Source organism: Candidatus Methylomirabilota bacterium (assembly GCA_035764725.1).
Lineage (GTDB): Bacteria > Methylomirabilota > Methylomirabilia > Rokubacteriales > CSP1-6 > DASRWT01.
Genome location: DASTYT010000136.1, coordinates 1 through 21,190 on the forward strand (window position 1 = coordinate 1; position 21,190 = coordinate 21,190).

Here is a 21,190-nt window from a genome sequence, read left to right on the forward strand (position 1 = left end):
CGACCACTACCACGCGAGCCTCCGCCGTGTGGCTAGCCGCTACGTCTCGAATCGCGCCGTCGCGGATGAGGTGGTGCAGGAAACTTGGGTGGCCGTGATGGAGGGCATCTGTGCCTTCGAGGGCCGCTCGTCACTCAGGACGTGGATCGTTCGTATTCTCATCAACCATGCCAAGACACGTGCGCTGCGCGAAGGGCGAACGGTGCCGTTCTCCGGCATCGGTGCCGATGTCGTCGCCGGGCCCGAGGCGGTAGTCAACCCGGAGCGTTTCCTCCCGGCGGACCACTCGACCGAGCCCAGCCACAGAGCAGCTCCTCCTCGCGACCTCGGGAGCTCCCCGGAGGGTCGACTCCTCTCTCGTGAGGTGAGGGAGCGACTCCAGAAGGCCATCGACGCGCTGCCGGCGAATCAGCGGATCGTGTTGACCCTTCGGGACGTCGAGGGTTACTCGACCGAGGAGGTGTGCCATGCGCTGGGTATTCGGGAGACGAATGGGCGGGTGCTGCTGCACCGGGCCCGGGCCAGGGTGCGGGCGGCCCTCAGACCATATATGGGAGGCGCGTGAGGCTGGCCCTCGACGCAGCGTCGGGACCCCATGACCTGGACCCAAATCGGGAAGCTACCGCACTTAGCCCTCATGGCGGTCTGGACATGGGGCTCTCGGTGCCTGCCACGGCGCGCATCGGCAGGAAGCCACCGGAGGTACGGGTGTCCGGGCCACCGCTGACGTCAGCGTCCGAGTTGACGGAGGACCCCTGACCAGAGCGCGCGGCCTTCCTCGATCGGAGCGGGGTCGAAGGGCAGCTTGTGGACCGCCGTATTCACCATGACGAGCTTACTCTGGGGATCGACGAAGAGTCGCTGGCCGCGGGCGCCCCAGAGCATGAACATCCGGCGGGCGCCGGGAAGGATCCACGTCTGGTAGCCGTACCCGAAGATCGGGTCCGCCGTTCCCGGGCGCAGATGCGGCTGGTCCGCGCGCACGGAGGTCGCGTCCACGACCCACGACGCGGGAATGAGCTGCCGCCCCTGCCAGTTGCCGTCGTGCGCGAGGAGAAGGCCGAACCGCGCGTAGTCGCGCAGCACGGCGTTCAGCCCCGTGTACGTCGACTCCTGGCCCGCGTTGTCGATGAGCCAGGTGGCGTCGGCTTCAGTCCCGATCTCCTGCCAGATCTTCGATTGAAGGTACTCGGCGACCGGCTGGTCGGTCGCCGCACGCAGCGCTAGACCCAGCACCTGCGTCTCGGTCGACGCGTAGGAGAATCTCGTGCCGGCGGGGGCCACGCGGTCGTTGAATGCCTTCACGGCCCCCGCGCCGCCGGGCCCGAGCCCGAGGTAAGTATCTGCCGTGAATCGAGCGTGGTCATCGGCGCCGCTGTACTCCTCGCTGTAACGGACTCCGGACGACATCTGCAGGAGGTGGCGGAGCGATGTGCGCCCGTACTCGGTGCCCGCTAGCTCGCGGACGTAGGTGGCGGCGAGATCATCGATCGAGCGGATGTGCCCCTCCGCGATCGCGATGCCGACCAGCATCGCCGTGACCGTCTTGGCCATCGACGTCGAGGCGAACCGGTGACGGTCGGTGCGGCCATACTGATAGCGCTCCACGAGAATGGTGTTCTCGCGGGCGATGAGGAGCCCGGTCGTTGGAGTGCGCGCAACATAGTCGTCAAGCGTGAGGGAGACGCCCCCGAGCTCATACGTGATCCGCGGTTCGGCGATCCGGACGAGGCGTGACGGCACCGGCGCCTTGCGGATGAGCCGGGACGGGAAGATCTCGTCGAGGTGGCTGTGGGAACCGACGAGACATCCGATGTCGCGGAAGGTCGTTCGGTCACCCGTCGGATACCCGGCGCTGGCGCAATACGCCTCCGGGTCGTGTCCGTCAGGAGCGAACCGGGCGGGGACCTCGTGGCCGCCTCTCTCGGGGTTGCGTGTTGTCATCGTGGGCAATGCGCAGGCTACCACGGAGACGACTACGAGAAAGAGGACGCGGCGGCCTTGATCAGACGGGCCTGGCGCGGGAAGATCGCGTGGCTGCCATGGCGCAGGGCGAGGACCCGCTCGATCAGACCACCGGAACCGGAGCCGCGGTGTTCGGGCTCATCGGCTCCCTCCTCATCTGGCTCACGATCGGCGCGGGCGCGGTCGCGAAGTACGCCTGGCTGGGGGTCGCCCTCGTCCTGATGCTCGGGATGAAGTACCTGCCCGCGCCGGCGGCCCAGCCGCTGACCACGGTGTGCCGCCGCGTGGGCACCGCCGTGTGGGCCGTCGTGGCGACCCTCTTCTTGCTCGCGCCCGGGGCCCTGGCCTATACGTTCTCGACTTGGGTGGTGGAGACGCTGCCCCGGTGGCTCCAGGTGGGAATCTTCGTCGTCTGGATCGTCCTGCTGGCGGGGATCTCGGTGCTCCTCTACTCGCGCTCGCTCCGGGAACAGTGCCGCGTGTGGCTGACGGATCACCCGAACCCGGTCGTCCAGGCGTTCAGCTGGCGCGAGCGCGTCCCGGCCCTGGGGGCCGTGGTCCTCTACATCAACTTCATGGTCATCGCGATGGGCTGCTTCGCGAGCGTGGCGTTTCTCCTGCACGGTCTCACGCCCCCGCTCTTCCTGCCCAAGGCGCGGCCGGTGGACCATGGCTCCCTCGCCGACTTCCTCCTCTGGCATGTCCTCGACGCCATCCCCGGGCTCAAGGTGCCGGAGACCATCAAGTGGGAGGCCCCACTCACCTACGAGCGCGCGGGCGCGGGGTGGCTCCTCCTCCTCTTCAAGGTGATGGTGATCGTGCCGGTGGTGTCGGGGATCGCGCACTACTTGAACGACGAGGAGGACGAGCCGGGCGTCGCGAGCAAGCGGACGTCGTCGAACGGCTGAGGCGTCGGGGTCGCGCTGCACCTGAGATCGTGGCGGGGACGGGCCGCCGCCGTATCAAACTCTGGACATTGACGGTGGCGCGGCGCGTTCTTACGATCCGCGCATGGCACACCCGCAGATGACGAATCCGCAGCCCGCGAGACCGAAGGCGAGAGCCGGCGGCTGGGGTCGGATCCTCCTCGCGACGGCAGCAATCATTGGTCTGGGATGGGCTGGGATTGGATTCGATCCCGCCAATCTGAACCTCGACGGATGGCGGTGGATCGTCGAGGCTGATGGGCCGACGCCTCGGCTGGTCCGTGTCTTCGCGCACGACGGCGAGATTGGCGCGATCGCCTGGAGTCCGGACGGGTCGAAGATTGCGGCGGGCGGGGAGCTGCACAGCGCTGTGATGATCTGGGAAGCCCGCACAGGGGCGCTGCTAAGGAACTTGAATCGGGAGTTCGGCGGCGTCTCGGCCGTTGCCTGGAGCCTCGATGGCAGGACGGTCGCAGCTGGGAGGAAGTTTACCGAGGCGGCCCGTGGTCATGTTGCCGTTCACATCTGGGACAGCGAGACGGGGCGGGTACTGCAGAGCCTGCTTGGCCCCTCGCCGGTCGGACGTGGCGACAACGATGTCTTCACGGGAGCTCTGAGTTTCTCCCCTGATGGGACACTGATCGCTGCGGGACATCGTGGCAGTGTCTCGATCCATGAGGTGATGTCTGGTCGACTCGTGAGCGTCTGCCAAGGTCACCTCGCGACAGGCAAAGCCGTCGCGTTCAGCCCCGATGGGCGCCAAATCGCGACATCAGGAGAGTTCGACCGGTCGCCGGTCCAGCTCTTCGATGTTCAGTCTGGCATCCAGGTCCGCTCCATGTCGGGTGAGCCAGAGTCCCCGTTCGGACTGGCGTTTCGTCCAGACGGCAAGGAGATTGCGACAGTCGCACCCGAGCGCTCCAGCGTCACTGTGTGGAATGTGCTTAAGGGTCGCCCTACGCGGGCCCTGGACCACCCCAGGCCTGTCTACTCAGTGGCGTACAGCCCCGCGGGGCGTCTGATGGCGTCCGCTGCACCTGCTGGCGGGGTAGTCGTCTGGGATGCCGAAACGGGTGCTCGGCTTCTCACCCTACCCAATCCACGCGAACTCGCTGACGTAGTTGCCTTCAGCCCGGATGGTCGGTACCTCGCGGTCCCGCTCGGGAGACAGGTCAGGATCTGGGACCTCTCCGCTCTGCTTCGACCTACTCGGAACTAACTCACCGAAACGGAAAGGGAATACCCATGGCCACATACGAGGAGTATGCCCGTCTGAGTGCTTACGTCTATGGAGGCAGTGGCAGCCAGTCGCTTCCAGCGGGATGGGTCCCAGTCCTTCGACCCGATGGTCGTCCACTAGAGATGTCTGGCGATAGCGGCTACTACGGCGCAGTGTTTCACAATGTGTCTACCGGAGAATACGTGCTCGCGTCCCGCGGGACCGAGATTACTGATTCTGGCGACCGACGTGCATCGTGGGCGTTGGCTACGTCACAGGTGCCGCGCGCCCAACTCCGTGACGCCAATACACTCCTTGCGACGGCGCTTGAGCTCGGCGTTCCGCGTGAGAGCTTGACCTACACCGGGCATTCTCTCGGAGGATCCATCGCCCAGCTCCAATCCACAGCTGACTACCGCCCGGCCGTCACCTTCAATGCAGCTCCTGTCAAGGCCATGTTGCCCCAGCTCGGCGGAGATCCCAACTCGCAGTACCCCATTGTGGATGTTGTCGATCCAGCCGATTTCATCTCGCACATGGGAGATCATCTGGGAACGCGCATCGATCTCAGGCAATCGGTGTCACCGGGCATGGTGGAGACCCTGCTGTTGGTGTCTGGGGGCGTGCCGTTTGCTCTGGCCTACGATCTCCTGGCCGCCAAGACCGCCCATTCAATCGACAACGTGGTCACCAAGCTCCAAGTAGCAAAGAGTCTCATCCCATGTCCGATCGTGCTCGACCTGGACGGCGACGGCATTGAGACGACGCCGGCGAGCGGGACAACGTTCTTCGATCACAACGCCGACGGATTCGCGGAACGCACGGGGTGGGTGGGCGGTGACGATGGACTGCTGGTCCGAGATCGTGACGGCAATGGAGTCATCGATACGGGCCGCGAGCTGTTCGGGAATCATACGCTGCGCTCGAATGGGACTGAGGCCTCCAACGGCTTTCAGGCGCTCGCCGAGCTGGACACGAATGGCGACGGCAAGATCGACGCCTCGGATCCGGCGTTCGCGAGCCTGCGCGTCTGGCGGGACGTGGACGGTGACGGCGCAAGCAGGCCCGGGGAGCTTCACAGCCTGACCGACTCCGGCGTGCGATCGCTGTCGACCTCGTACGGAGACAGCACGGCGGTGGACGCCCAGGGCAATGCCCACCTCCAGATCGGAACGTTTCAGCGGACCGATGGCACCCAGGGAGTCAGTGCCGACGTGTGGTTTGATTCCAGGCCTGAAGACACCGTGGCGACCGTGTTCCTGCCGGTGCCGAGCTCGATCGCGCAGCTCCCGGACGCCGTGGGATACGGGACGGTGCGCGATCTGAGCCAGGCCATCGTGCGCGATGGGACGGGCACGCTCGAAGGGCTGGTTCGCACCTTCATCGCCCAGTCGGACCCCGCGGCGCGCTCCGCCACACTGGAACAGATTCTGTTTCAGTGGACCGGAAGCGCGACGATCGACCCGACGAGCCGGGGACCGGTCATCGACGCCCGCCGCCTCGCTGTGCTCGAGGCCTTCTCGGGCCAACCGTTCGTCGGCGGATGGGGTCGGAACCCCGCGGAGGTCGCGGGTCCCATGCTCCTGGAGGCGTACTCCGAGTTGCGAGAGACGGTCTACGCCGAGCTCATGATCCAGACACAGCTCAAGCCCTACTACGACCGCATCACGTACCAGTGGGACCCCGTCGCGGGGATTGCCCGGGGTGACCTCACGGCGGTCGGCAACGATATGACAACCCTCCTCGCTTCGGATCCGGCGCGGGGGCGGGTCGTCCTCGCTGAATTTGCTCGCTCGATCAGGGCGTTCGGCGACGAGGACGCCGTGAGTTACGAAGCGTTCAGGGATCGATTCGCTGGACAGGTCGGCGACATTCCCTGGCTCATGGACTCTGCGGGAAAGACCGTGATGTTGGGCTCAGCGTCGCCGGACGCCCTGACCGGCACGAAGGAGGCTGATGCCCTCCGGGGCGGTGATGGGGATGACACCCTGCATGGCGGTGTGAATGCCGACCTCATCTACGGGGACGCCGGAGCTGACACGCTGTTCGGCGACGAGGGTGACGATCATCTCGTCGGGGGGCCTGGTAACGACTTGCTGTACGGCACCATCGGCGACGACCGGCTCGATGGCGGCGCCGGGAATGACACGCTGAACGGGGATCCTGGGAAGGATGTGCTGATCGGGGGTGAAGGGGATGACTCGTTGTTCGGCGGAGACAATGATGACGTCCTCTACAGCAGTCCTGGCGTCGATACGCTGGATGGGGGGCGCGGCAATGACGTCTACGTTTTTGCGCCCGGTGCTGGCCAGACGATCGTGAAGGACAACGACTGGGCGTTTCCGAGTACCGACACGGTTCGGATGGAGCGCAGTATCGCTCCCTCGGCCGTCCAGGTGACGCGTGATGGGAACGATCTCCTCATGCGGGTCAATGGAAGTGAGGGTGAGCTGCGGCTCTATTGGTGGTTCAACGAGGGTTTCGGCTACGAATATCAGGTGCAGCGCGTCGAGTTCGCGGACAGGACGATGTGGGATCTCCGCACCCTGCAGCAAATGGTGCTGCAAGGCGGTCCCGGCGCCGACGTGCTGAATGGCTATGACACCGCGGACACCCTGTCAGGCTTCGGGGGGAACGACACGCTGATGGGTTGGGGAGGCGACGACAGACTCGACGGGGGCACCGGCTCCGATGTCATGCAGGGTGGGCTGGGGAATGACACCTACGTCGTCGACAATGCCGGGGACGTCGTCTCGGAGGCGGCCAACGCAGGTGTCGACAGCGTGCTGAGCTCGATCAGCTACACCCTCGGGAGCAATCTGGAGAACCTCACGCTGACCGGAGCTGCGGCGCTCAACGCCACGGGGAATGGGCTGGCCAACACACTGGCCGGGAACAGCGCGGCGAACATCCTTGACGGCGGGGCGGATGCCGACACGATGAAGGGCGGGGCGGGTGACGACAGCTACGTAGTGGACTCGTCTGCTGACAAGGTGACCGAGGCGACGAGCCAGGGAACCGACACGGTGCTGAGCTCGGTGAGCTATACCCTCGGGGCAAACGTGGAGAACCTGACGCTCACGGGCAGCGCGGCGATCAATGCGACCGGCAACACTCAGAACAACGTGCTCGTCGGCAACAGTGCGCCAAATGTGCTGTCTGGCGGAGCCGGCTTCGATACGCTCCGTGGCGGCGCCGGGGACGACACGTACATCATGGATCAGACGAACGATGTCGTCGTGGAACGCGCGGGTGAGGGGACGGATACGATCAAGAGCTCGACCTCCTCGAATACCCTCGCCGCCAACGTCGAGAACCTTGTCCTGACTGCCTCCGTGAGCGCGAAACTCACGGGCAATGGGCTCGACAATTCGATCACGGGCAATGCTGCGACCGACTGGATCTCGGGTGGCGGCGGGAATGACCGGCTGATGGGCGGCGGCGGCGGTGACAGCTACCTGTACGAGCGGGGCGACGGCACGGATCGGATCATGGAGAACGATCCCACCCCAGGGATCACGGACTCAGTGCGGTTTGGCACGGCGACAGGTATTCGGCCCATCGATATGGTGCTGAGCCGTAGCGCCAATGACTTGCGCGTGGCCATCGGTAGTACGAGTGACGGCGTCATTGTCCAAGACTGGTATCGCGGGTCGGCATTTCAGGTCGAGAATCTGTGCTCAAGCGATGGTCGTGTCCTGATGGCGAACCGGGTGGATCAGCTGATCCAGGCGATGGCCGCGTACACGGCAACGACCGGTCTGAGCTGGGCGGCCGCCGCAGTGGAGCGCCCAGCTGAGGTCGAGGCGATTCTCGCCGCGCACTGGCAGCCAGTGTCGGCCGGCACCTAGTCGCCCCGCGCTGCGTGCCGAGAACATGGGCATGGCATCGGCCCAACGCCCGAGGTCCGACTTGAGCCCGGGGTTCCTCGCGCTGTGCATCATCGCGCGATATCACGGGCTACCGGCCGATCCTGCGGATCTGGACCGGCGATACGGTGGCGCGGATGCCGCCGTATCGCCGGCCTCGATGCGCCAGGCGGCGCGACAGCTCGGGCTCAAGGCCCGCGAGGTGTCGCGCGCGTGGCGCCGCCTCAGTCAGATCCCGCTTCCCGCGCTGCTCGTGAATCGCGACGGGGCCTACCTCATTCTCATCCGGGCCGACGGGGCGCGCGCACTCATACAGGAGCCCGGTGCGATGGGGGTGCGCATCGTCACGCGGTCCGATCTCGAGGTCCGCTGGGGCGGTCGTGTCGTGCTGCTCGCACCGCGCCGGCCTGCCGAATCCGCGCACGTGAGATTCGGCTTCCGGTGGTTCCTTCCCTTCATCATCCGATATCGGGCTCAGCTCGCTCACGTGCTGGTGGCCTCGCTGATCCTTCAGGTCTTCGCTCTCCTCACGCCGCTTTCCACCCAGGTCGTTATCGACAAGGTCCTGGTGCATCGCGGTTTCGGGACCCTCGACGTGGTGGTGGTCGGTCTCCTGATAATGATCGTGTTCGAAGGGGTACTCGGGGGGCTGCGGACGTACCTGTTCGCCCACACGGCGAATCGGATCGACATCGAGCTGGGGATGCGCGTGTTCAGGCATGCCATCGCCCTTCCGCTCAGCTATTTCGAGGCACGGCGAACCGGCGACACCGTCGCTCGGATTCGCGAACTGGAGGCGGTGCGGCAGTTCCTCACGGGCCCTCCGCTGACAGCGATCGTGGACGCGCTCATGACGGTCGTCTTCTTCGGGGTCATGGCCCTGTACAGCGTTCCGCTCACTCTCATCGTCCTCGCCGCCCTCCCGCTGTATGCCGCGCTGTCCCTGTTCATCACGCCGCTTCTGTATCGGGCCCTGGATGAGCGCGCACGGCGCGGCGCGGAGGCTCACGCCTTCCTGGTGGAGATGGTGCGCGGGGTCGAGACGGTCAAGGCGACGGCCGTCGAGCCGCTGCTCGAGCGTCGCTGGGATGAGCGGCTCGCGGCGCTGGTGCGGTGTGGGTTCAAGGTGGGCCAGCTCGCACAGATCGCGGGGCAACTCGCCTCCGGCCTTGGCAAGCTCGTCGCCCTTGCCATCCTCTGGGTCGGCGCGAAGGCAGTCATGGCCGGAGACCTCACGGTCGGGGAGCTGATCGCATTCAACATGCTGGCCGGGCGCGTGACCGCACCGGTGCAGCGCTTGTTTCAGCTCTGGCAGGACTTCCAGCATGCGTCCGTGGCCGTCGCCCGGCTGGCGGATCTCCTCGAGGCTCCTACGGAAGCGCCCGCGCTGCCGCCTGCTGCGCCCGCCTCCGGAATGAAGGGGCGCATCGAGTTCGAGTCGGTGGGCTTCGCCTACCGTCCGGGTGGTGCCGAGGTCCTTCGCGAGATCTCCTTTTCGGTCGCGCCCGGAGAGGTCATCGGAATCGTGGGACCGTCGGGGTCGGGCAAGAGTACGCTCGCCAAGCTGCTCGCGCGGCTATATCTCCCGCAGCGGGGACGCGTGCTCGTCGATGGCGCCGACATCGGCATGATCGACCCTGGATGGCTTCGTCGGCACATCGCCATCGTGCCCCAGGAGACCGTCCTCTTCAGCGGCTCCATCCGCGAGAACATCGCCTGGGCCGATCCCGGGTTGCCGATCGATGCGGTGATGGCGGCCGCGCGTCTGGCCGGCGCGCATGAGTTCATCAGCACGCTGCGGGGGGGCTACGAGGCGCCGGTGGGTGAGCACGGAGTATTTCTCTCGGGCGGTCAGCGCCAGCGCATCGGTCTCGCCCGGGCGCTGGTCAGGCGTCCTGCGGTACTGATCCTCGATGAAGCCACCAGCGCGCTCGACTACGAATCGGAGCGGCTGATCGACCAGAATCTGGCGGCCATTTGCTCGGGCCGGACGGTCATCATCATCACGCATCGCCTCACGCTCGTCCGGCGCGCCGATCGGATCATGGCCATCGAGGCGGGACGCATCCTGGAGCAGGGCAAGCCGGCGGACCTGTTCGCCGGGGGCGGCTATCTGGCCCGCGTGGACCGCGAGCAACGGGGACTCGGGGCCATCGTGCCGTTGCGGTCCGGCTCGCAGCCCGGTTGACCCCGAATGTCCCGCCGAGTGGATCTCGAGTTCCTGCCGCCCGGCGTGGGCGAGCGAGACACGCCCCCATCCCGCCCGGCCGTCATCCTGGCCCTGTCCATCGCGCTGGTCTTTATGATCGGCATGGCCTGGGCCTATGTGGGCACGCTCGATGTCGTTGCGGTGGCACGCGGTCGGATCGTGCCTCACGAGCGGGTGCAGGTGGTGCAAGCCGCCGAGCCGGGCATCGTCCGGTCGCTTGTTGCGCGCGACGACTCAATGGTCCGGAAGGGCCAAGTCCTCCTGGAGCTCGACCCGACCGTGAGCGATGCCGACGAGTCGCGGCTGACGCAAGAGCTAGCCGAGGCCAACGTGCACGTGGCGCGGCTGGAAGCGTTGATCACCGATGCGCCTCGGATGACGAATCCAGGGGGGGCCAGTGCAGAGGACGTCGGCCTCCAGCAACAGCTTCTCGACGATCAGCGGGCCGAATATCGGCGCCGGCTGGAGGCCGCGGCACTGAACATTCAACAGCGATCGGCGGCGGTGGCGGTCGCCGAGACCAACGTGGCGCGGCTCGAGAGTGTCGTGGCGATTCAGACCCAGCGTGCCGAGGCTTTCCGCACACTGCTCGAGGGGCAGTTCATCGCGACCCTGCAGTTCCTGGAGGTGGAGGAGCGCCGGATCGACAAGGTTCAAGAGCTTGTGATGGAACGAAGGCGACTCGAGCAGGAGGAAGCCGCGCTCGCCGAGGCTGAAGCGCATTACGACGTGGTCGAATCCGAGTTTCGGAGCGCGCGATTGTCCGAGCTCGCGGGCTGGCAAAGTCGCGCTGCATCACTCACGCAGGAGGTGGTGAAAGCGATCCGACGGCGCGCCGTCCAAAGGATACTCGCGCCTGCCGACGGCATCGTCCAGCAGAGCGTGATTCATACGGTCGGCGCGGTGGTCGCGGCCGGGCAGCAACTCCTGGTCGTGGTGCCGATCGGCGGCAAGCTCGAGGGCGAGGTCTGGATCGAGAACAAAGACGTGGGTTTCGTCCAAGCGGGTCAGACGGCCGAGCTAAAGGTGGAAAGTTTCCCCTTCACGCGCTATGGAACGATTCCTGGTACGGTCCTGTCCGTCTCGCCTGACGCCATCACCAAGGAGAACGTAGGCCTGTTGTACGCGGCACGCATCGAGATCCTGCGCGACACAGTGACTGTGGATGGGGGACCCATCCGGCTCGTTCCGGGGATGGCCATCGCCGCCGAGATCCAGCTCGGCCGTCGCCGCGTCGTCGAGTTCTTCCTGAGCCCGTTGCTCAAGCGCACCTACGAGGCGCTGCGTGAGCGATAGGACCGGAGACGAGCCTACGGCGCCCCATTGAACAGCGACTGCACCGACTGCACCCGGCCCCGGTAGCTGACGCCCGGGGTGTTCGGGTGCACCTCGAAATAGGCGCGCCCCGCGCTCATGTCCTGATCCACGTAGACGAGCTGCTGGCCGACCGGCCGGCCCGCGGCGTCCAGGCTCTCGAGGAGCACGCGCGGGCGGCCGCCGCGCCCGTAGACGTAGCCCGACACCATGGCGCGGCCCTGGGTGTCCGTTCCGGGCGTGGTCTCGACGAGGTAGCCGCTGCTGCCGTCGCGGGTGGTGGGGCCGGTGGCGGTGAAGCCGCCGCCAACTGTGCCGCAGCCGGCGAGGAGGAGCGCGGCGAGGCCGGCGCGGAGCGCGCGCCGGGCCCGCCCGCTACATGCCGCTGCCACCACCGGCCTTGATCCAGTCCGCCGAGTAGACGGAGACACGGTAGGACGCACCCGGCGTCTTCGGGCGCACCTCGAAGTAGTTGCGCGCGCCCAGCACGATGTCTTCGTCGACGTATGCGATCTGGCTCGCCACGGGCTGGCCGCTGGGATCGAGCGTCTCTACCAGGAGGCGCACGCGTGCGGCGCCCTGGCCGGTGGCATTGAGATAGGCGTAGCCCGAGACGACGGGTCGTCCGCGCCGGTCCGTGCCGGGGGCGTACTCCAGGCGGAAGAAGCGGTCGGCATTCTGGGCGGTGACGGCCTGGGCGTGGGCCGGGGGCGAGGGCGCGGCGATCGATCCCGTCGCCAGGAGCGCGGCGGTGGATGCGAGCGCGAGCAGGACGCGGCGGCTCGAGTTGGTGACAGCCATCGGGCCTCCTCCTTGGGCTGCGGGACGCACGCGGCGGGTCATGAGGCTAGAAGCCGCCGCCGGTCCGGAGCCAGTCGCCGGAGTAGATGGAGACGCGGTAGTTGGCGCCGGGGGTCTTGGGCCGCGCCTCGAAGTAGGTGCGGCCGCTGACCTGGATGTCGGTGTCGACGTAGGCGATGTCGCGGGCCACGACCTGGCCGGAGGCGTCGAGCGTCTCCACGAGGAGGCGCACGCGGGCGGCGCCCTGCCCGGTGGAGTTCAGATAGATGTAGCCGGAGAGCGTCGGCCGCCCCTTGCGGTCCGTGCCGGCCGCATACTCGATGCGGAAGTAACGGGGCGCGGTCTCCGGCGTGATGCTCTGGGCGCGCGCCGGGCGGGCCCAGCCGACCACGGGCAGGAAGGCGGCGGTGCGCAGAAAGGCGCGGCGGCTCATAGACCCCCCTGTTTGGTCCAGTCGGCGGAGTAGACGCTGACGCGGTAGGCGGAGGCCGGAGTGTGCGGGCGCATCTCGAAGTAGGTGCGGCTGTAGAGGAGCACGTCGTTGTCCACGTAGGCGATCTCACTGGCCACCGGCTGGCCCGCGGCATCGAGGCTCTCCACGAGCAGGCGCACGCGCGCGCTGCCTTGCCCCTTGGTGTGGAGATAGACGTAGCCCCACACGACGGGGCGGCCCTTGCGATCCGTGCCCGGTTGGGCCTCGACGCGGAAGTAGCGGGGGGCGGTCTGCGCGGTCACGCTCTGGGCCGCGACCACGCCCGGCCGGCCCGCCGAGAGGAGCGCGGCGCCGAGCGGGACAGTCCAGGCCAGGAAGGCGCGACGGGTCGGGCGCATGAGGGCCGGGGAGTGAGCGGTCAGACGCCGCCGACGTTGCGGGTCCAGTCGCCGGAATGAATGCTGACGCGGTAGCTGGCGCCAGGAGTCTTGGGCCGCGCCTCGAAGTAGGCGCGGTTGAAGATGGGCACCACGTCGTCGACGTAGACGATCTGCGAGGCGATGGGCTGACCGCTGGCGTTGAGCGACTCGATCAGCAGACGCACGCTCGCATTGCTCTGGCCGCGCACGTTGTAGATGTAGCCGGACACGGTGTCCCGGCCCTTCTTGTCCTTGCCCGCCTCGGACTCGATGCGGAAGTACTGCTGCCAGTTGGCAGGATGGATGCTCTGCGCGCCCGCCGGGCGGGCGAGGCCCGGCAGGAGCGGAGCCACTGCGAGCGCGAGCAGCGTGCGGCGCTTCACTTGTTGAACTTCATGAAGTCGCCGCGAGTCTCGCCCACCCAGTCGTACCAGAGGATGTAGGCCTTGGCGGTGACGGCGCCTGGGATGACGACCGGCGCCTCGAAGTAGGCCCGGTTGCGCACCGGGACCACCGTGTCCACCTTGACCGGCTGGTAGCCCAGCACGTTGCCCTGGGCGTCAAAGCCTTCGACCTCGAGCCCGACCCGGGCGTTCTGGTACGAGAGGCTGTTGACATAGCCCCAGATCCCGAGCTGGCCGTTCTTCATGCGGAACGGCTGGGAATCGACCCTGAAGAACTGATCGGCGGGCCACCGGTCCTTGGGGGCGGCGCCGGCGGGCTCGAGCCCGACCCCTCCCAAGAGAAGCCCGGCAATCAGCAGGAAGCCGATCAGCGGCGTGTGACGCATGGTCAGGGCCCTCCTCATTCAATAAGACGCGGCAGGGGACACGCGCGTTCCCTTGGGAGGATCGTACCAAGAAGGGGCGGGGGGCCGGCGGCTTCGCCCCAGGGGACCTGCGGACTTAGCGGGCGGGGAAGGCCCCGTCGCGGGCGGCGCGGCTGGCCACTACGCGGTGCGCGATCTGGCGGCAGTGGCGGGTGACCTCCCGGAGGTCGTCCAGGATGGCCAGGTAGGCGCTGGACGCCCGGGGCTGGCACACCCCGTCGATCAGCCGCTCCTCGTGGGCCAGGGCGAAGCCGCTTGCCACCTCCTGGAAGCGCATGGACTCGAGCTCCACGTGCCGGGCGAGCACCCCATTGCCCGTGCGGGTGAGGTCGCGGGCGCATTCGAGCAGGCCGAGCGCGCGGTCGAAGAGCTCCCGCACCTCGCGCATGCCCCTTTCGGTGAAGGCCGCCGACTCGTCCTCGCGCTCGCGGAGGGTCCGGATCACGCCTTCCAGGGCGTCTCCGACGCGCTCGAGATGGGAGGGGATGAAGCGGAGGGGCTCCATCTCCGGCGGTGCCGCCAGGAGGCCCTCCATCAGCTCGTTCTCTCGCTTGTGGAGGCTGCGGCCCAGGGCCGAGGCCGTGTTCAGCGCGGGAGGGTCGTGCTCGAGGAAGCACCCACGGGTGAGCGTCAACATTTCGAGGGCGTCCTGGAACATCGGGTAGAGCAGCTCCGCCGCGGGGCTCACCATGACCGGGCCTCCTTCGTGCGCGCGCCGAACGGCAGGAGCGGGCGGGCGCACCGCGAAGATGGTGGGCGACCGGTTGACCGTCCCATGGTAAGCCGGGCGGCGGGCGCTGGACAAGAGGCGATTGTCGTCGAAGCGTGGGCTGTCCGTGACTCTTTTCACGCAGTCGTTGCGCTCGAAGGGCCTGATGCGGGACGGCGACGTCTCACTTTTGGCGGTGAAAACCCTGTGGCCCCGTTGACTCCCCGGTTGTCCGTCCTATAGCATCAAGCCGTGACGCTCGCCGAGCACCTTGCGAAGGAGCAAGGCCCCACGCCCGAGTACACGTCGAGCGTGGTGAAGGTGATCCTCGCCATCGCCCACATGTCGCTCGACATCGCGCGCGAGCTGGCCTTCGCCACTCTGCGCGGCGAGACCGGCACCACCGGCGGCAAGAACTTCTCCGGCGACGATCAGAAGCCGCTCGACCTCTGGGCCCACGAGGCGATGGCGCGCGCCCTCCGCCGCTCGCACTCGTGCTCGGCCTACATCTCCGAGGAAGCGCCCGAGCCCATCGAGATGCCCGAGGGCACGGGCCCGCGCGCAGTGGTGGTGGCGTGCGATCCCGTGGACGGCTCGTCGAACCTTGACGTCGGCGGCTCGGTCGGGACGATCTTCTCGGTGCGCGCCGCGGGCGGCCGCGTACCCGCCGCATCCTCCGCGCTCGGCAGCGTGGGCAATCAGCTCGCCGCGGGCTACGTGCTCTACGGCCCGGCGACGCTGCTTGTCTACACGATGGGCTCGGGCACTCACGGCTTCACGCTCGACCGCGACGATGGGGAGTATCTGCTCACGCATCCCGGCATGCAGGTGCCGCGCAAGGGCAAGACCTACGGGATCAACGAGGGCAACGGCCACACGTGGCATCCCGGCCAGCGCGCCTTCGTCGAGCACCTGCGCACGCCCGACAAGGCGAGCGGCCGCCCCTACGCGCTCCGCTACTCGGGCGCGATGGTCGCCGACGTGCACCGCACGCTGATCGTCGGTGGCATCTTCATGTACCCCGCGGACATGACCGATCCCGCCAAGCCCAAGCCGAAGCTCCGCCTCCTCTACGAGGTGGCGCCCATGGCTTTCGTGGCGGAGCAGGCGGGCGGGCGCGCGAGCACCGGCACCGGGCGCGTGCTCGACCTCGAGGCGAAGGAGTATCACCAGCGCGCGGCGATCTTGATCGGCAGCGCCGACGACGTGACGCTCGCCGAATCCTACTATCGGACCTGAGCCGCACTTCACCCGCTCCACTTTCAAGGAAGGGAAGGCCGCCATGGAAAAGCGAGTCAAGGAAATCCTCGGCTGGTATGCCAGCGATAGCCCCGGGACCCGCACCAACCTGGCCCGCATGCTGAACCACGGCCGTCTGGCGGGCACCGGCAAGATGGTGATCCTGCCCGTGGACCAGGGCTTCGAGCATGGCCCCGCGCGCTCCTTCGCGGTCAATCCCGCGGGCTACGATCCGACGTATCACTTCCAGCTCGCCATCGACGCGGGCTGCAACGCCTACGCGGCGCCGCTCGGCTTCATCGAGGCCGGCGCGGCCGAGTTCGCGGGCGAGATCCCGCTGATCCTCAAGATGAACAACCACGACGTCCTCCACGACGAGAAGGATCCGCTCTCCGCGGTGACCGGCTCGGTGAAGGACGCGCTCCGCCTGGGCTGCGTGGCCGTCGGCTTCACGATCTACCCCGGCTCCACCGCGGCCCAGACCATGTACCAGCAGTGCCGCGAGATGATCCTCGAGGCCAAGGCCAACGGCCTCGTCTCCGTCGTCTGGTCCTACCCGCGCGGCAGCGACATCTCGAAGGCGGGCGAGACCGGCGTGGACGTGGTCGCCTACGCGGCGCAGATCGCCGCCCAGCTCGGGGCGCACGTCATCAAGGTGAAGCCGCCCACGGAGCACATCGAGCAGGCCGAGGCCAAGAAGGCCTACGAGAAGGCGGCCGTGCCCATCGGGACGCTCGCCGAGCGCGTGCGCCACGTCGTGCAGTCCGCCTTCGACGGCCGCCGCATCGTGATCTTCTCCGGCGGCGCCACCAAGGAAGACGACGAGGCCCTCTTCACCGAGTACCGCGGCATCCGCGACGGCGGCGGGTTCGGCTCCATCATCGGCCGCAATTCCTTCCAGCGCCCGCGGGACCGCGCGCTCAAGTTCCTCGACACCGTGATGAAGATCTACGCGGGCGAGGTGAAGTAGTCCGACGCCTCGGCGCCCTCGCCGCGCTGCTCCTCCTCGCGGGCGCGGGCGCCTCCTACTGGGTGGCAGGGACGCTCGCCGCGCCTGCGCCGCGCGAGGTCGGCGATCTCCCCGGCTTCTGCCGGGGCGGTCCATTCACCTCCTGAGCCCCGCGGCCGGCACGCTCCGGGGCTGGCTCGTGCCCGGCCGGCGCCGGCGGGCGTCGTCCTCCTTCTCCACGGGATCGGCGGCAGCCGCCTCGACATGGTCGAGCGCGCGCGCTTTCTCCACGCCGCCGGCTACACCGTGTTCCTCTTCGACTCGCGCGCGCATGACGAGAGCGGCGGCGAGCGCATCACCTTTGGCTACCTGGAAAGCCTCGATGCGCGCGCCATCCTGGGCTTTCTGCGCCGCCAGATGCCGGGCGAGCGGGTTGGCGTGATCGGTGTCTCGCTGGGTGGGGCGGCCGTGCTGGTGGGGCCGCAGCCGCTGGGGGTGGGGGCGCTGGTGCTGGAGGGGGTCTATCCCACGCTCACAGAGGCGATCGACGACCGCCTCGCCATTCGGTTCGGCACGCTCGGCCCGCCGCTCGCGCCACTCCTGACGGTGCAGCTCCGGCCCCGCTTGGGCTTCGCCGCAAACGAGCTCCGGCCGATCGACGGGATCGACCGCGTGGAAGCGCCCCTGCTGCTGATCGCGGGGACGGCCGATCGCCACACGACGCGCGCCGAGTCCCTGCGGCTCTTTGCGCGCGCCCAGCTCCCCAAGGAGCTGTGGGAGGGCCCGGGCGCCGAGCACGTGGACTTCCACCAGGCCGCGCGCGCGGAGTACGAGGCGCGGGTGAGCGGGTTTCTCGCCCGCGCGCTCCGTTCCGAGGGCGCGGACGCGGGTATGGGTGGGGTTCCCGTCGCCGGGACCTCGCGGTAACATCAGTAGCCGACCGGCCGCTCGGCCGGGACCGAGGTGGACCGGCAGGCAGGAGGACGGGGGATGGGCGCCGTGGCGCGCGGGTTCGGCTGGCTCCTGATGGTGGTGGCCGCGCTCATCGTATTCTTCGCCGCACTGCTGGTCGTGGAGCCGCTGGGCTGGGGCGCCGGCGAGGATTTCGATCCCTCGATGCTGGCGATGGCGGTCGGCGTGATCGTCCTCGGCGGTCTTCTGGGCGCCTTGGGCGCGTACCTGGCCTTCGCCCGCCGCTGGGCTCGCTGACCGACGCGGCCTCCGCACGCAAAATTTATGTCTCTGAAGTCGCGCTGGTATGATGCCCCGCATGATGACATTTGGAACGGCCCTGCGCCTGATCGCGATCACGCTCGTTGTGGTGCTGATGGTGACGATCGCCACGCCGGAGAAGGCGGAGGCGATGGATCCGTTTACCATCATGGCCATCCTCGGCGCCGCGGCCGTCGTCGCCATCATCGTCGCGTACCTGATCATCGCCAACACGCGCGGTCCCAAGATGGAGAAGGACGACGCCGGGATGCGCGGGCCGGTGATGGTCGCCTGTGTCGAGGTGGAAGGGCAGCCGCGCAGCTGCTGGGCGGTGGACCATCCCGAGCAGAAGATCGCCCCCGAGGACATTCAGCCCGTGGCGCCGGTCACGGGGTTCGCGACGCCGGCGCTCGCTCCGCAGAGCTAGCTTTCCTCGCCCGCCCGCTTCTGAAAGGACCGTCATGGCGCATCAGTTTGTCTTCACGCTGAAAGACCTCCGCAAGATCGTCCCGCCCAAGCGCGAGATCCTGCGCGGCATCTGGCTCTCCTTCTACCCGGGCGCGAAGATCGGCGTGCTGGGCAGTAACGGCGCGGGCAAGTCGACGCTCCTCCGCATCATGGCCGGCGTGGACAATGACTTCCTCGGCGAAGTGTGGCGCGCCCCCGACATGAAGATCGGCTACCTGCCCCAGGAGCCCGAGCTCGACCCCGCCAAGGACGTGCGCGGCAACGTGGAGGAGGGCGTGGCCGAGGTGCGCGGGCTCCTCACGCGCTTCGACGAGATCAACGCGCGGCTGGGCGAGCCTATCGATGGTGACGAGATGGAGAAGCTGCTCGAGGAGCAGGCGCAGGTCCAGGACGCCATCGAGTCGCGCAACGGCTGGGACCTCGACCGTACGGTCGAGATCGCCATGGACGCCCTCCGCGTGCCCGAGGGCGCCCAGGACGTGGCCACGCTGTCCGGCGGCGAGCGGCGCCGCGTGGCCCTCTGCCGGCTGCTCCTCTCCAAGCCCGACGTGCTCCTCCTCGACGAGCCCACCAACCACCTCGACGCGGAGTCGGTGGCCTGGCTCGAGCGCTTCCTCAAGGAATACCCGGGCACCGTGGTGGCGATCACCCACGACCGCTACTTCCTCGACAACGTGGCGGGCTGGATCCTCGAGCTCGACCGCGGAGCCGGCATCCCGTGGGAGGGGAACTACTCCTCGTGGCTCGAGCAGAAGAAGGAGCGGCTCGCCGTCGAGGAGAAGCAGGAGTCGGCGCGGCAACGCACGCTCGAGCACGAGCTCGAGTGGGTGCGCATGGCGCCGCGCGCGCGCCACGCCAAGTCCAAGGCCCGCCTGGAGGCGTACGAGACCCTCCTCGCGGAGGGCGCGCAGGCGCGGGAAGGCGCCGCCGAGATCATCATCCCCAACGGGCCGCGGCTGGGGGACGTGGTGGTGCAGGCCGACAAGGTCGTGAAGGGCTACGGAGACCTGCTGCTCGTCGACGGGCTCACCTTCAGCCTGCCGCGCGGCGGCATCGTGGGCGTGATCGGGGCCAACGGCGCGGGCAAGACCACGCTGTTCCGGATGATCACGGGGCAAGAGAAGCCCGACGCGGGCGCGCTCAAGGTCGGCGATTCGGTGAGGCTCGGCTACGTCGATCAGAGCCGTGACGCGCTCGATCCCGCCAAGAGCGTGTGGGCGGAGATCTCCGGCGGCGCCGAGCAGCTCCAGCTCGGCACCCGCCAGATGGCGTCCCGCGCGTACGTGGCGTCGTTCAACTTCAAGGGCTCGGACCAGCAGAAGCGGGTGGGCGATCTCTCCGGCGGCGAGCGGAACCGGGTGCATCTGGCCAAGATGCTCAAGGCCGGCGCCAACCTTCTGCTCCTCGACGAGCCCACCAATGACCTCGACGTGGACACCCTCCGCGCCCTCGAGGACGCGCTGCTCTCCTTCGCCGGCTGCGTGGTGGTGATCAGCCACGATCGCTGGTTCCTCGATCGCATCGCCACGCACATGCTCGCCTTCGAGGGCGACAGCCAGGTGGTGTGGTTCGAGGGGAACTACCAGGACTACGAGGCCGACCGGAGGAAGCGTCTGGGGGCGGCAGCGGAGCAGCCGCACCGCCTGAAGTACAAGCCGCTCTCGCGCGGCTGAGGGAAGACTAGCTCTTCGGCCGCTTGGCGAGGTCGAGCAGCACGAGCGACCAGCCGATGGTGCGCAGCTGCTCGTCGATCACGGAGCGCGAGCGCCGCTCGGTGCGGCGCCGGTCCAGCATGGCCTGCCCCTTCTTCTCGCGACGCTGGCTCACGCGGCGGTCGAGGATGACCTGCACGCTCTCGTGGCCCGCGAACGCCCGCTTGATCTCCTCGTAGAGCTCGCGCCGATGGCGCGCCACCACGAGCAAGTGCTTGGCGATGGCGAGCTCCTCGGCGGCGCGCTTGGGCTGCATCCGACGGGTCGCCGCGTTGCCGTTGCTGCTGCTCCGCGAGGGCCGCGTGCCGGCCGCGATGTCGAGGAAGCGGCCGAGCGGGCTCCAGGTGCCGCTGCCGCAGGCCGGGCACGAGGCATAGCCGAGCTCAAAGCACTCGTCGCAGTCCAGGCAGAGCGCCAGCTTCTTGAGGGGGAGATGAACGCCTGACGCCAGCACCCGTGAGCGGGGCATCACGCGAGTCAGGACATCCATGCCCCTAATTAGTTGCAAACATTGATCCACAGAGCCATGTTCAGCGAAATCAGCTACTTACGTAAATGCGCGGTACTTCTGACTTACCAAAAATGTCGGTGTCAGCAAATCAGTGAAAACATGATGCGTCGACGGGCCGACACCGCGTCTCGACGGGGCGGATCGGACGCTAAGCGCCCGGGCGCTCGAAGGCGAAGAAGCTGAAGTCGAGATCGCCCGGCGAGTAGCCCAGCTCGGTCAGGAGCGCGGCCGTCTCGCCCCGGTGATGCTGGGCGTGGAGAATGGCCTGCATCACGTAGATGCCGAGCGTCATCTTGCCCGGCCACAGGCGCTGCGGCTCGGCCCAGCGCTCGGCGGTGAGCCCCGCGGCGAAGGCGCGCAGGCCCTCGTGTCCACGCACGAACGCGTCGCGGATGCCCTCGCGCGT

The 21,190-nt window shown here is 67.9% G+C and carries 22 protein-coding genes; 12 read left to right on the forward strand and 10 right to left on the reverse strand.

Going from position 1 to position 21,190, the window contains the following annotated elements:
• A partial coding sequence (locus VFX14_22715; GenBank protein ID HEU5192504.1) for a sigma-70 family RNA polymerase sigma factor occupies window positions 1-565 on the forward strand: 565 nt, incomplete at its 5' end.
• 164 nt (window positions 566-729) lie between these two features.
• Here VFX14_22715 and VFX14_22720 read toward each other — a convergent pair.
• On the reverse strand, window positions 730-1,743 hold the full coding sequence (locus tag VFX14_22720) for a serine hydrolase (protein HEU5192505.1): 1,014 nt from the start codon (window positions 1,741-1,743) through the stop codon (window positions 730-732).
• Window positions 1,744-2,033: 290 nt separating this feature from the next.
• Between VFX14_22720 and VFX14_22725 the strand changes: the two genes are divergently transcribed.
• From VFX14_22725 to VFX14_22745, 5 genes are all read left to right on the forward strand, one after another.
• The gene (locus VFX14_22725; GenBank protein ID HEU5192506.1) at window positions 2,034-2,873 is read left to right on the forward strand and encodes a hypothetical protein; all 840 of its coding nucleotides are present in this window, start codon (window positions 2,034-2,036) and stop codon (window positions 2,871-2,873) included.
• A gap of 103 nt (window positions 2,874-2,976) precedes the next feature.
• Window positions 2,977-4,110, forward strand: a complete 1,134-nt coding sequence (locus tag VFX14_22730) for a WD40 repeat domain-containing protein (protein ID HEU5192507.1) — start codon at window positions 2,977-2,979, stop codon at window positions 4,108-4,110.
• 353 nt (window positions 4,111-4,463) lie between these two features.
• A complete protein-coding gene (locus VFX14_22735) occupies window positions 4,464-7,961 on the forward strand; it encodes a calcium-binding protein (GenBank protein ID HEU5192508.1) in 3,498 nt (1,165 codons plus the stop codon).
• A gap of 61 nt (window positions 7,962-8,022) precedes the next feature.
• Window positions 8,023-10,167, forward strand: a complete 2,145-nt coding sequence (locus VFX14_22740) for a type I secretion system permease/ATPase (GenBank protein HEU5192509.1) — start codon at window positions 8,023-8,025, stop codon at window positions 10,165-10,167.
• An 18-nt stretch (window positions 10,168-10,185) separates the two neighbouring features.
• Window positions 10,186-11,484 (forward strand): HlyD family type I secretion periplasmic adaptor subunit, encoded by a 1,299-nt coding sequence (locus VFX14_22745; protein ID HEU5192510.1) that lies wholly within the window; start codon window positions 10,186-10,188, stop codon window positions 11,482-11,484.
• A 14-nt stretch (window positions 11,485-11,498) separates the two neighbouring features.
• Here VFX14_22745 and VFX14_22750 read toward each other — a convergent pair whose 3' ends face one another.
• The 7 genes from VFX14_22750 to VFX14_22780 all read right to left on the reverse strand — a co-directional run bounded on the left by VFX14_22750 (window position 11,499) and on the right by VFX14_22780 (window position 14,675).
• Window positions 11,499-11,894, reverse strand: a complete 396-nt coding sequence (locus VFX14_22750) for a hypothetical protein (protein HEU5192511.1) — start codon at window positions 11,892-11,894, stop codon at window positions 11,499-11,501.
• On the reverse strand, window positions 11,878-12,303 hold the full coding sequence (locus VFX14_22755) for a hypothetical protein (GenBank protein ID HEU5192512.1): 426 nt from the start codon (window positions 12,301-12,303) through the stop codon (window positions 11,878-11,880). The genes VFX14_22750 and VFX14_22755 overlap by 17 nt, the downstream gene beginning before the upstream one ends.
• Before the next feature lie 46 nt (window positions 12,304-12,349).
• On the reverse strand, window positions 12,350-12,736 hold the full coding sequence (locus VFX14_22760; GenBank protein HEU5192513.1) for a hypothetical protein: 387 nt from the start codon (window positions 12,734-12,736) through the stop codon (window positions 12,350-12,352).
• Entirely contained in the window at window positions 12,733-13,134 is a 402-nt protein-coding gene (locus VFX14_22765; GenBank protein ID HEU5192514.1) for a hypothetical protein, read from the reverse strand. Before VFX14_22765 ends, VFX14_22760 begins: the two co-directional genes overlap by 4 nt.
• Window positions 13,135-13,154: 20 nt before the next feature.
• Complete coding sequence (locus tag VFX14_22770; protein ID HEU5192515.1) at window positions 13,155-13,538, reverse strand: hypothetical protein; 384 nt, start codon at window positions 13,536-13,538, stop codon at window positions 13,155-13,157.
• Window positions 13,535-13,945 (reverse strand): hypothetical protein, encoded by a 411-nt coding sequence (locus tag VFX14_22775; protein HEU5192516.1) that lies wholly within the window; start codon window positions 13,943-13,945, stop codon window positions 13,535-13,537. The genes VFX14_22770 and VFX14_22775 overlap by 4 nt, the downstream gene beginning before the upstream one ends.
• 115 nt (window positions 13,946-14,060) lie before the next feature.
• Window positions 14,061-14,675 carry a hypothetical protein gene (locus tag VFX14_22780; GenBank protein HEU5192517.1) on the reverse strand — a complete coding sequence of 205 codons (615 nt, stop codon included), beginning with the start codon at window positions 14,673-14,675 and terminating at the stop codon, window positions 14,061-14,063.
• A gap of 270 nt (window positions 14,676-14,945) precedes the next feature.
• On the opposite strand from VFX14_22780, the gene VFX14_22785 reads away from it, so the two are divergent.
• The 6 genes from VFX14_22785 to ettA all read left to right on the forward strand — a co-directional run bounded on the left by VFX14_22785 (window position 14,946) and on the right by ettA (window position 20,234).
• Complete coding sequence (locus VFX14_22785) at window positions 14,946-15,932, forward strand: class 1 fructose-bisphosphatase (protein HEU5192518.1); 987 nt, start codon at window positions 14,946-14,948, stop codon at window positions 15,930-15,932.
• A gap of 43 nt (window positions 15,933-15,975) precedes the next feature.
• Window positions 15,976-16,902: a class I fructose-bisphosphate aldolase gene (locus VFX14_22790; protein HEU5192519.1), complete on the forward strand. Its 927-nt coding sequence runs from the start codon at window positions 15,976-15,978 to the stop codon at window positions 16,900-16,902.
• Window positions 16,903-17,073: 171 nt separating this feature from the next.
• Entirely contained in the window at window positions 17,074-17,808 is a 735-nt protein-coding gene (locus VFX14_22795; protein ID HEU5192520.1) for an alpha/beta hydrolase, read from the forward strand.
• A 63-nt stretch (window positions 17,809-17,871) separates the two neighbouring features.
• Window positions 17,872-18,090, forward strand: a complete 219-nt coding sequence (locus tag VFX14_22800) for a hypothetical protein (protein ID HEU5192521.1) — start codon at window positions 17,872-17,874, stop codon at window positions 18,088-18,090.
• 61 nt (window positions 18,091-18,151) lie between these two features.
• Window positions 18,152-18,520, forward strand: coding sequence for a hypothetical protein (locus VFX14_22805; protein ID HEU5192522.1), 369 nt, complete (start codon window positions 18,152-18,154; stop codon window positions 18,518-18,520).
• A 34-nt stretch (window positions 18,521-18,554) separates the two neighbouring features.
• Entirely contained in the window at window positions 18,555-20,234 is a 1,680-nt protein-coding gene (gene ettA, locus VFX14_22810) for an energy-dependent translational throttle protein EttA (GenBank protein ID HEU5192523.1), read from the forward strand.
• A gap of 7 nt (window positions 20,235-20,241) precedes the next feature.
• On the opposite strand, the gene VFX14_22815 is transcribed toward ettA, so the two are convergent.
• Together VFX14_22815 and VFX14_22820 are read right to left on the reverse strand one after the other, a co-directional pair.
• Window positions 20,242-20,763, reverse strand: coding sequence for a hypothetical protein (locus VFX14_22815; GenBank protein ID HEU5192524.1), 522 nt, complete (start codon window positions 20,761-20,763; stop codon window positions 20,242-20,244).
• A gap of 169 nt (window positions 20,764-20,932) precedes the next feature.
• A partial coding sequence (locus VFX14_22820) for a DinB family protein (GenBank protein HEU5192525.1) occupies window positions 20,933-21,190 on the reverse strand: 258 nt, incomplete at its 5' end.

Coding starts and splice junctions, on each gene's coding strand:
- VFX14_22765 (HEU5192514.1), bottom strand. CDS start 13,134: ATGCGCCCGACCCGTCGCGCCTTCCTGGCCTGGACTGTCCCGCTCGGC.
- VFX14_22805 (HEU5192522.1), top strand. CDS start 18,152: ATGATGACATTTGGAACGGCCCTGCGCCTGATCGCGATCACGCTCGTT.
- VFX14_22730 (HEU5192507.1), top strand. CDS start 2,977: ATGGCACACCCGCAGATGACGAATCCGCAGCCCGCGAGACCGAAGGCG.
- VFX14_22790 (HEU5192519.1), top strand. CDS start 15,976: ATGGAAAAGCGAGTCAAGGAAATCCTCGGCTGGTATGCCAGCGATAGC.
- VFX14_22800 (HEU5192521.1), top strand. CDS start 17,872: ATGGGCGCCGTGGCGCGCGGGTTCGGCTGGCTCCTGATGGTGGTGGCC.
- VFX14_22775 (HEU5192516.1), bottom strand. CDS start 13,945: ATGCGTCACACGCCGCTGATCGGCTTCCTGCTGATTGCCGGGCTTCTC.
- VFX14_22755 (HEU5192512.1), bottom strand. CDS start 12,303: ATGGCTGTCACCAACTCGAGCCGCCGCGTCCTGCTCGCGCTCGCATCC.
- VFX14_22760 (HEU5192513.1), bottom strand. CDS start 12,736: ATGAGCCGCCGCGCCTTTCTGCGCACCGCCGCCTTCCTGCCCGTGGTC.
- VFX14_22815 (HEU5192524.1), bottom strand. CDS start 20,763: ATGGATGTCCTGACTCGCGTGATGCCCCGCTCACGGGTGCTGGCGTCA.
- VFX14_22780 (HEU5192517.1), bottom strand. CDS start 14,675: ATGGTGAGCCCCGCGGCGGAGCTGCTCTACCCGATGTTCCAGGACGCC.
- ettA (HEU5192523.1), top strand. CDS start 18,555: ATGGCGCATCAGTTTGTCTTCACGCTGAAAGACCTCCGCAAGATCGTC.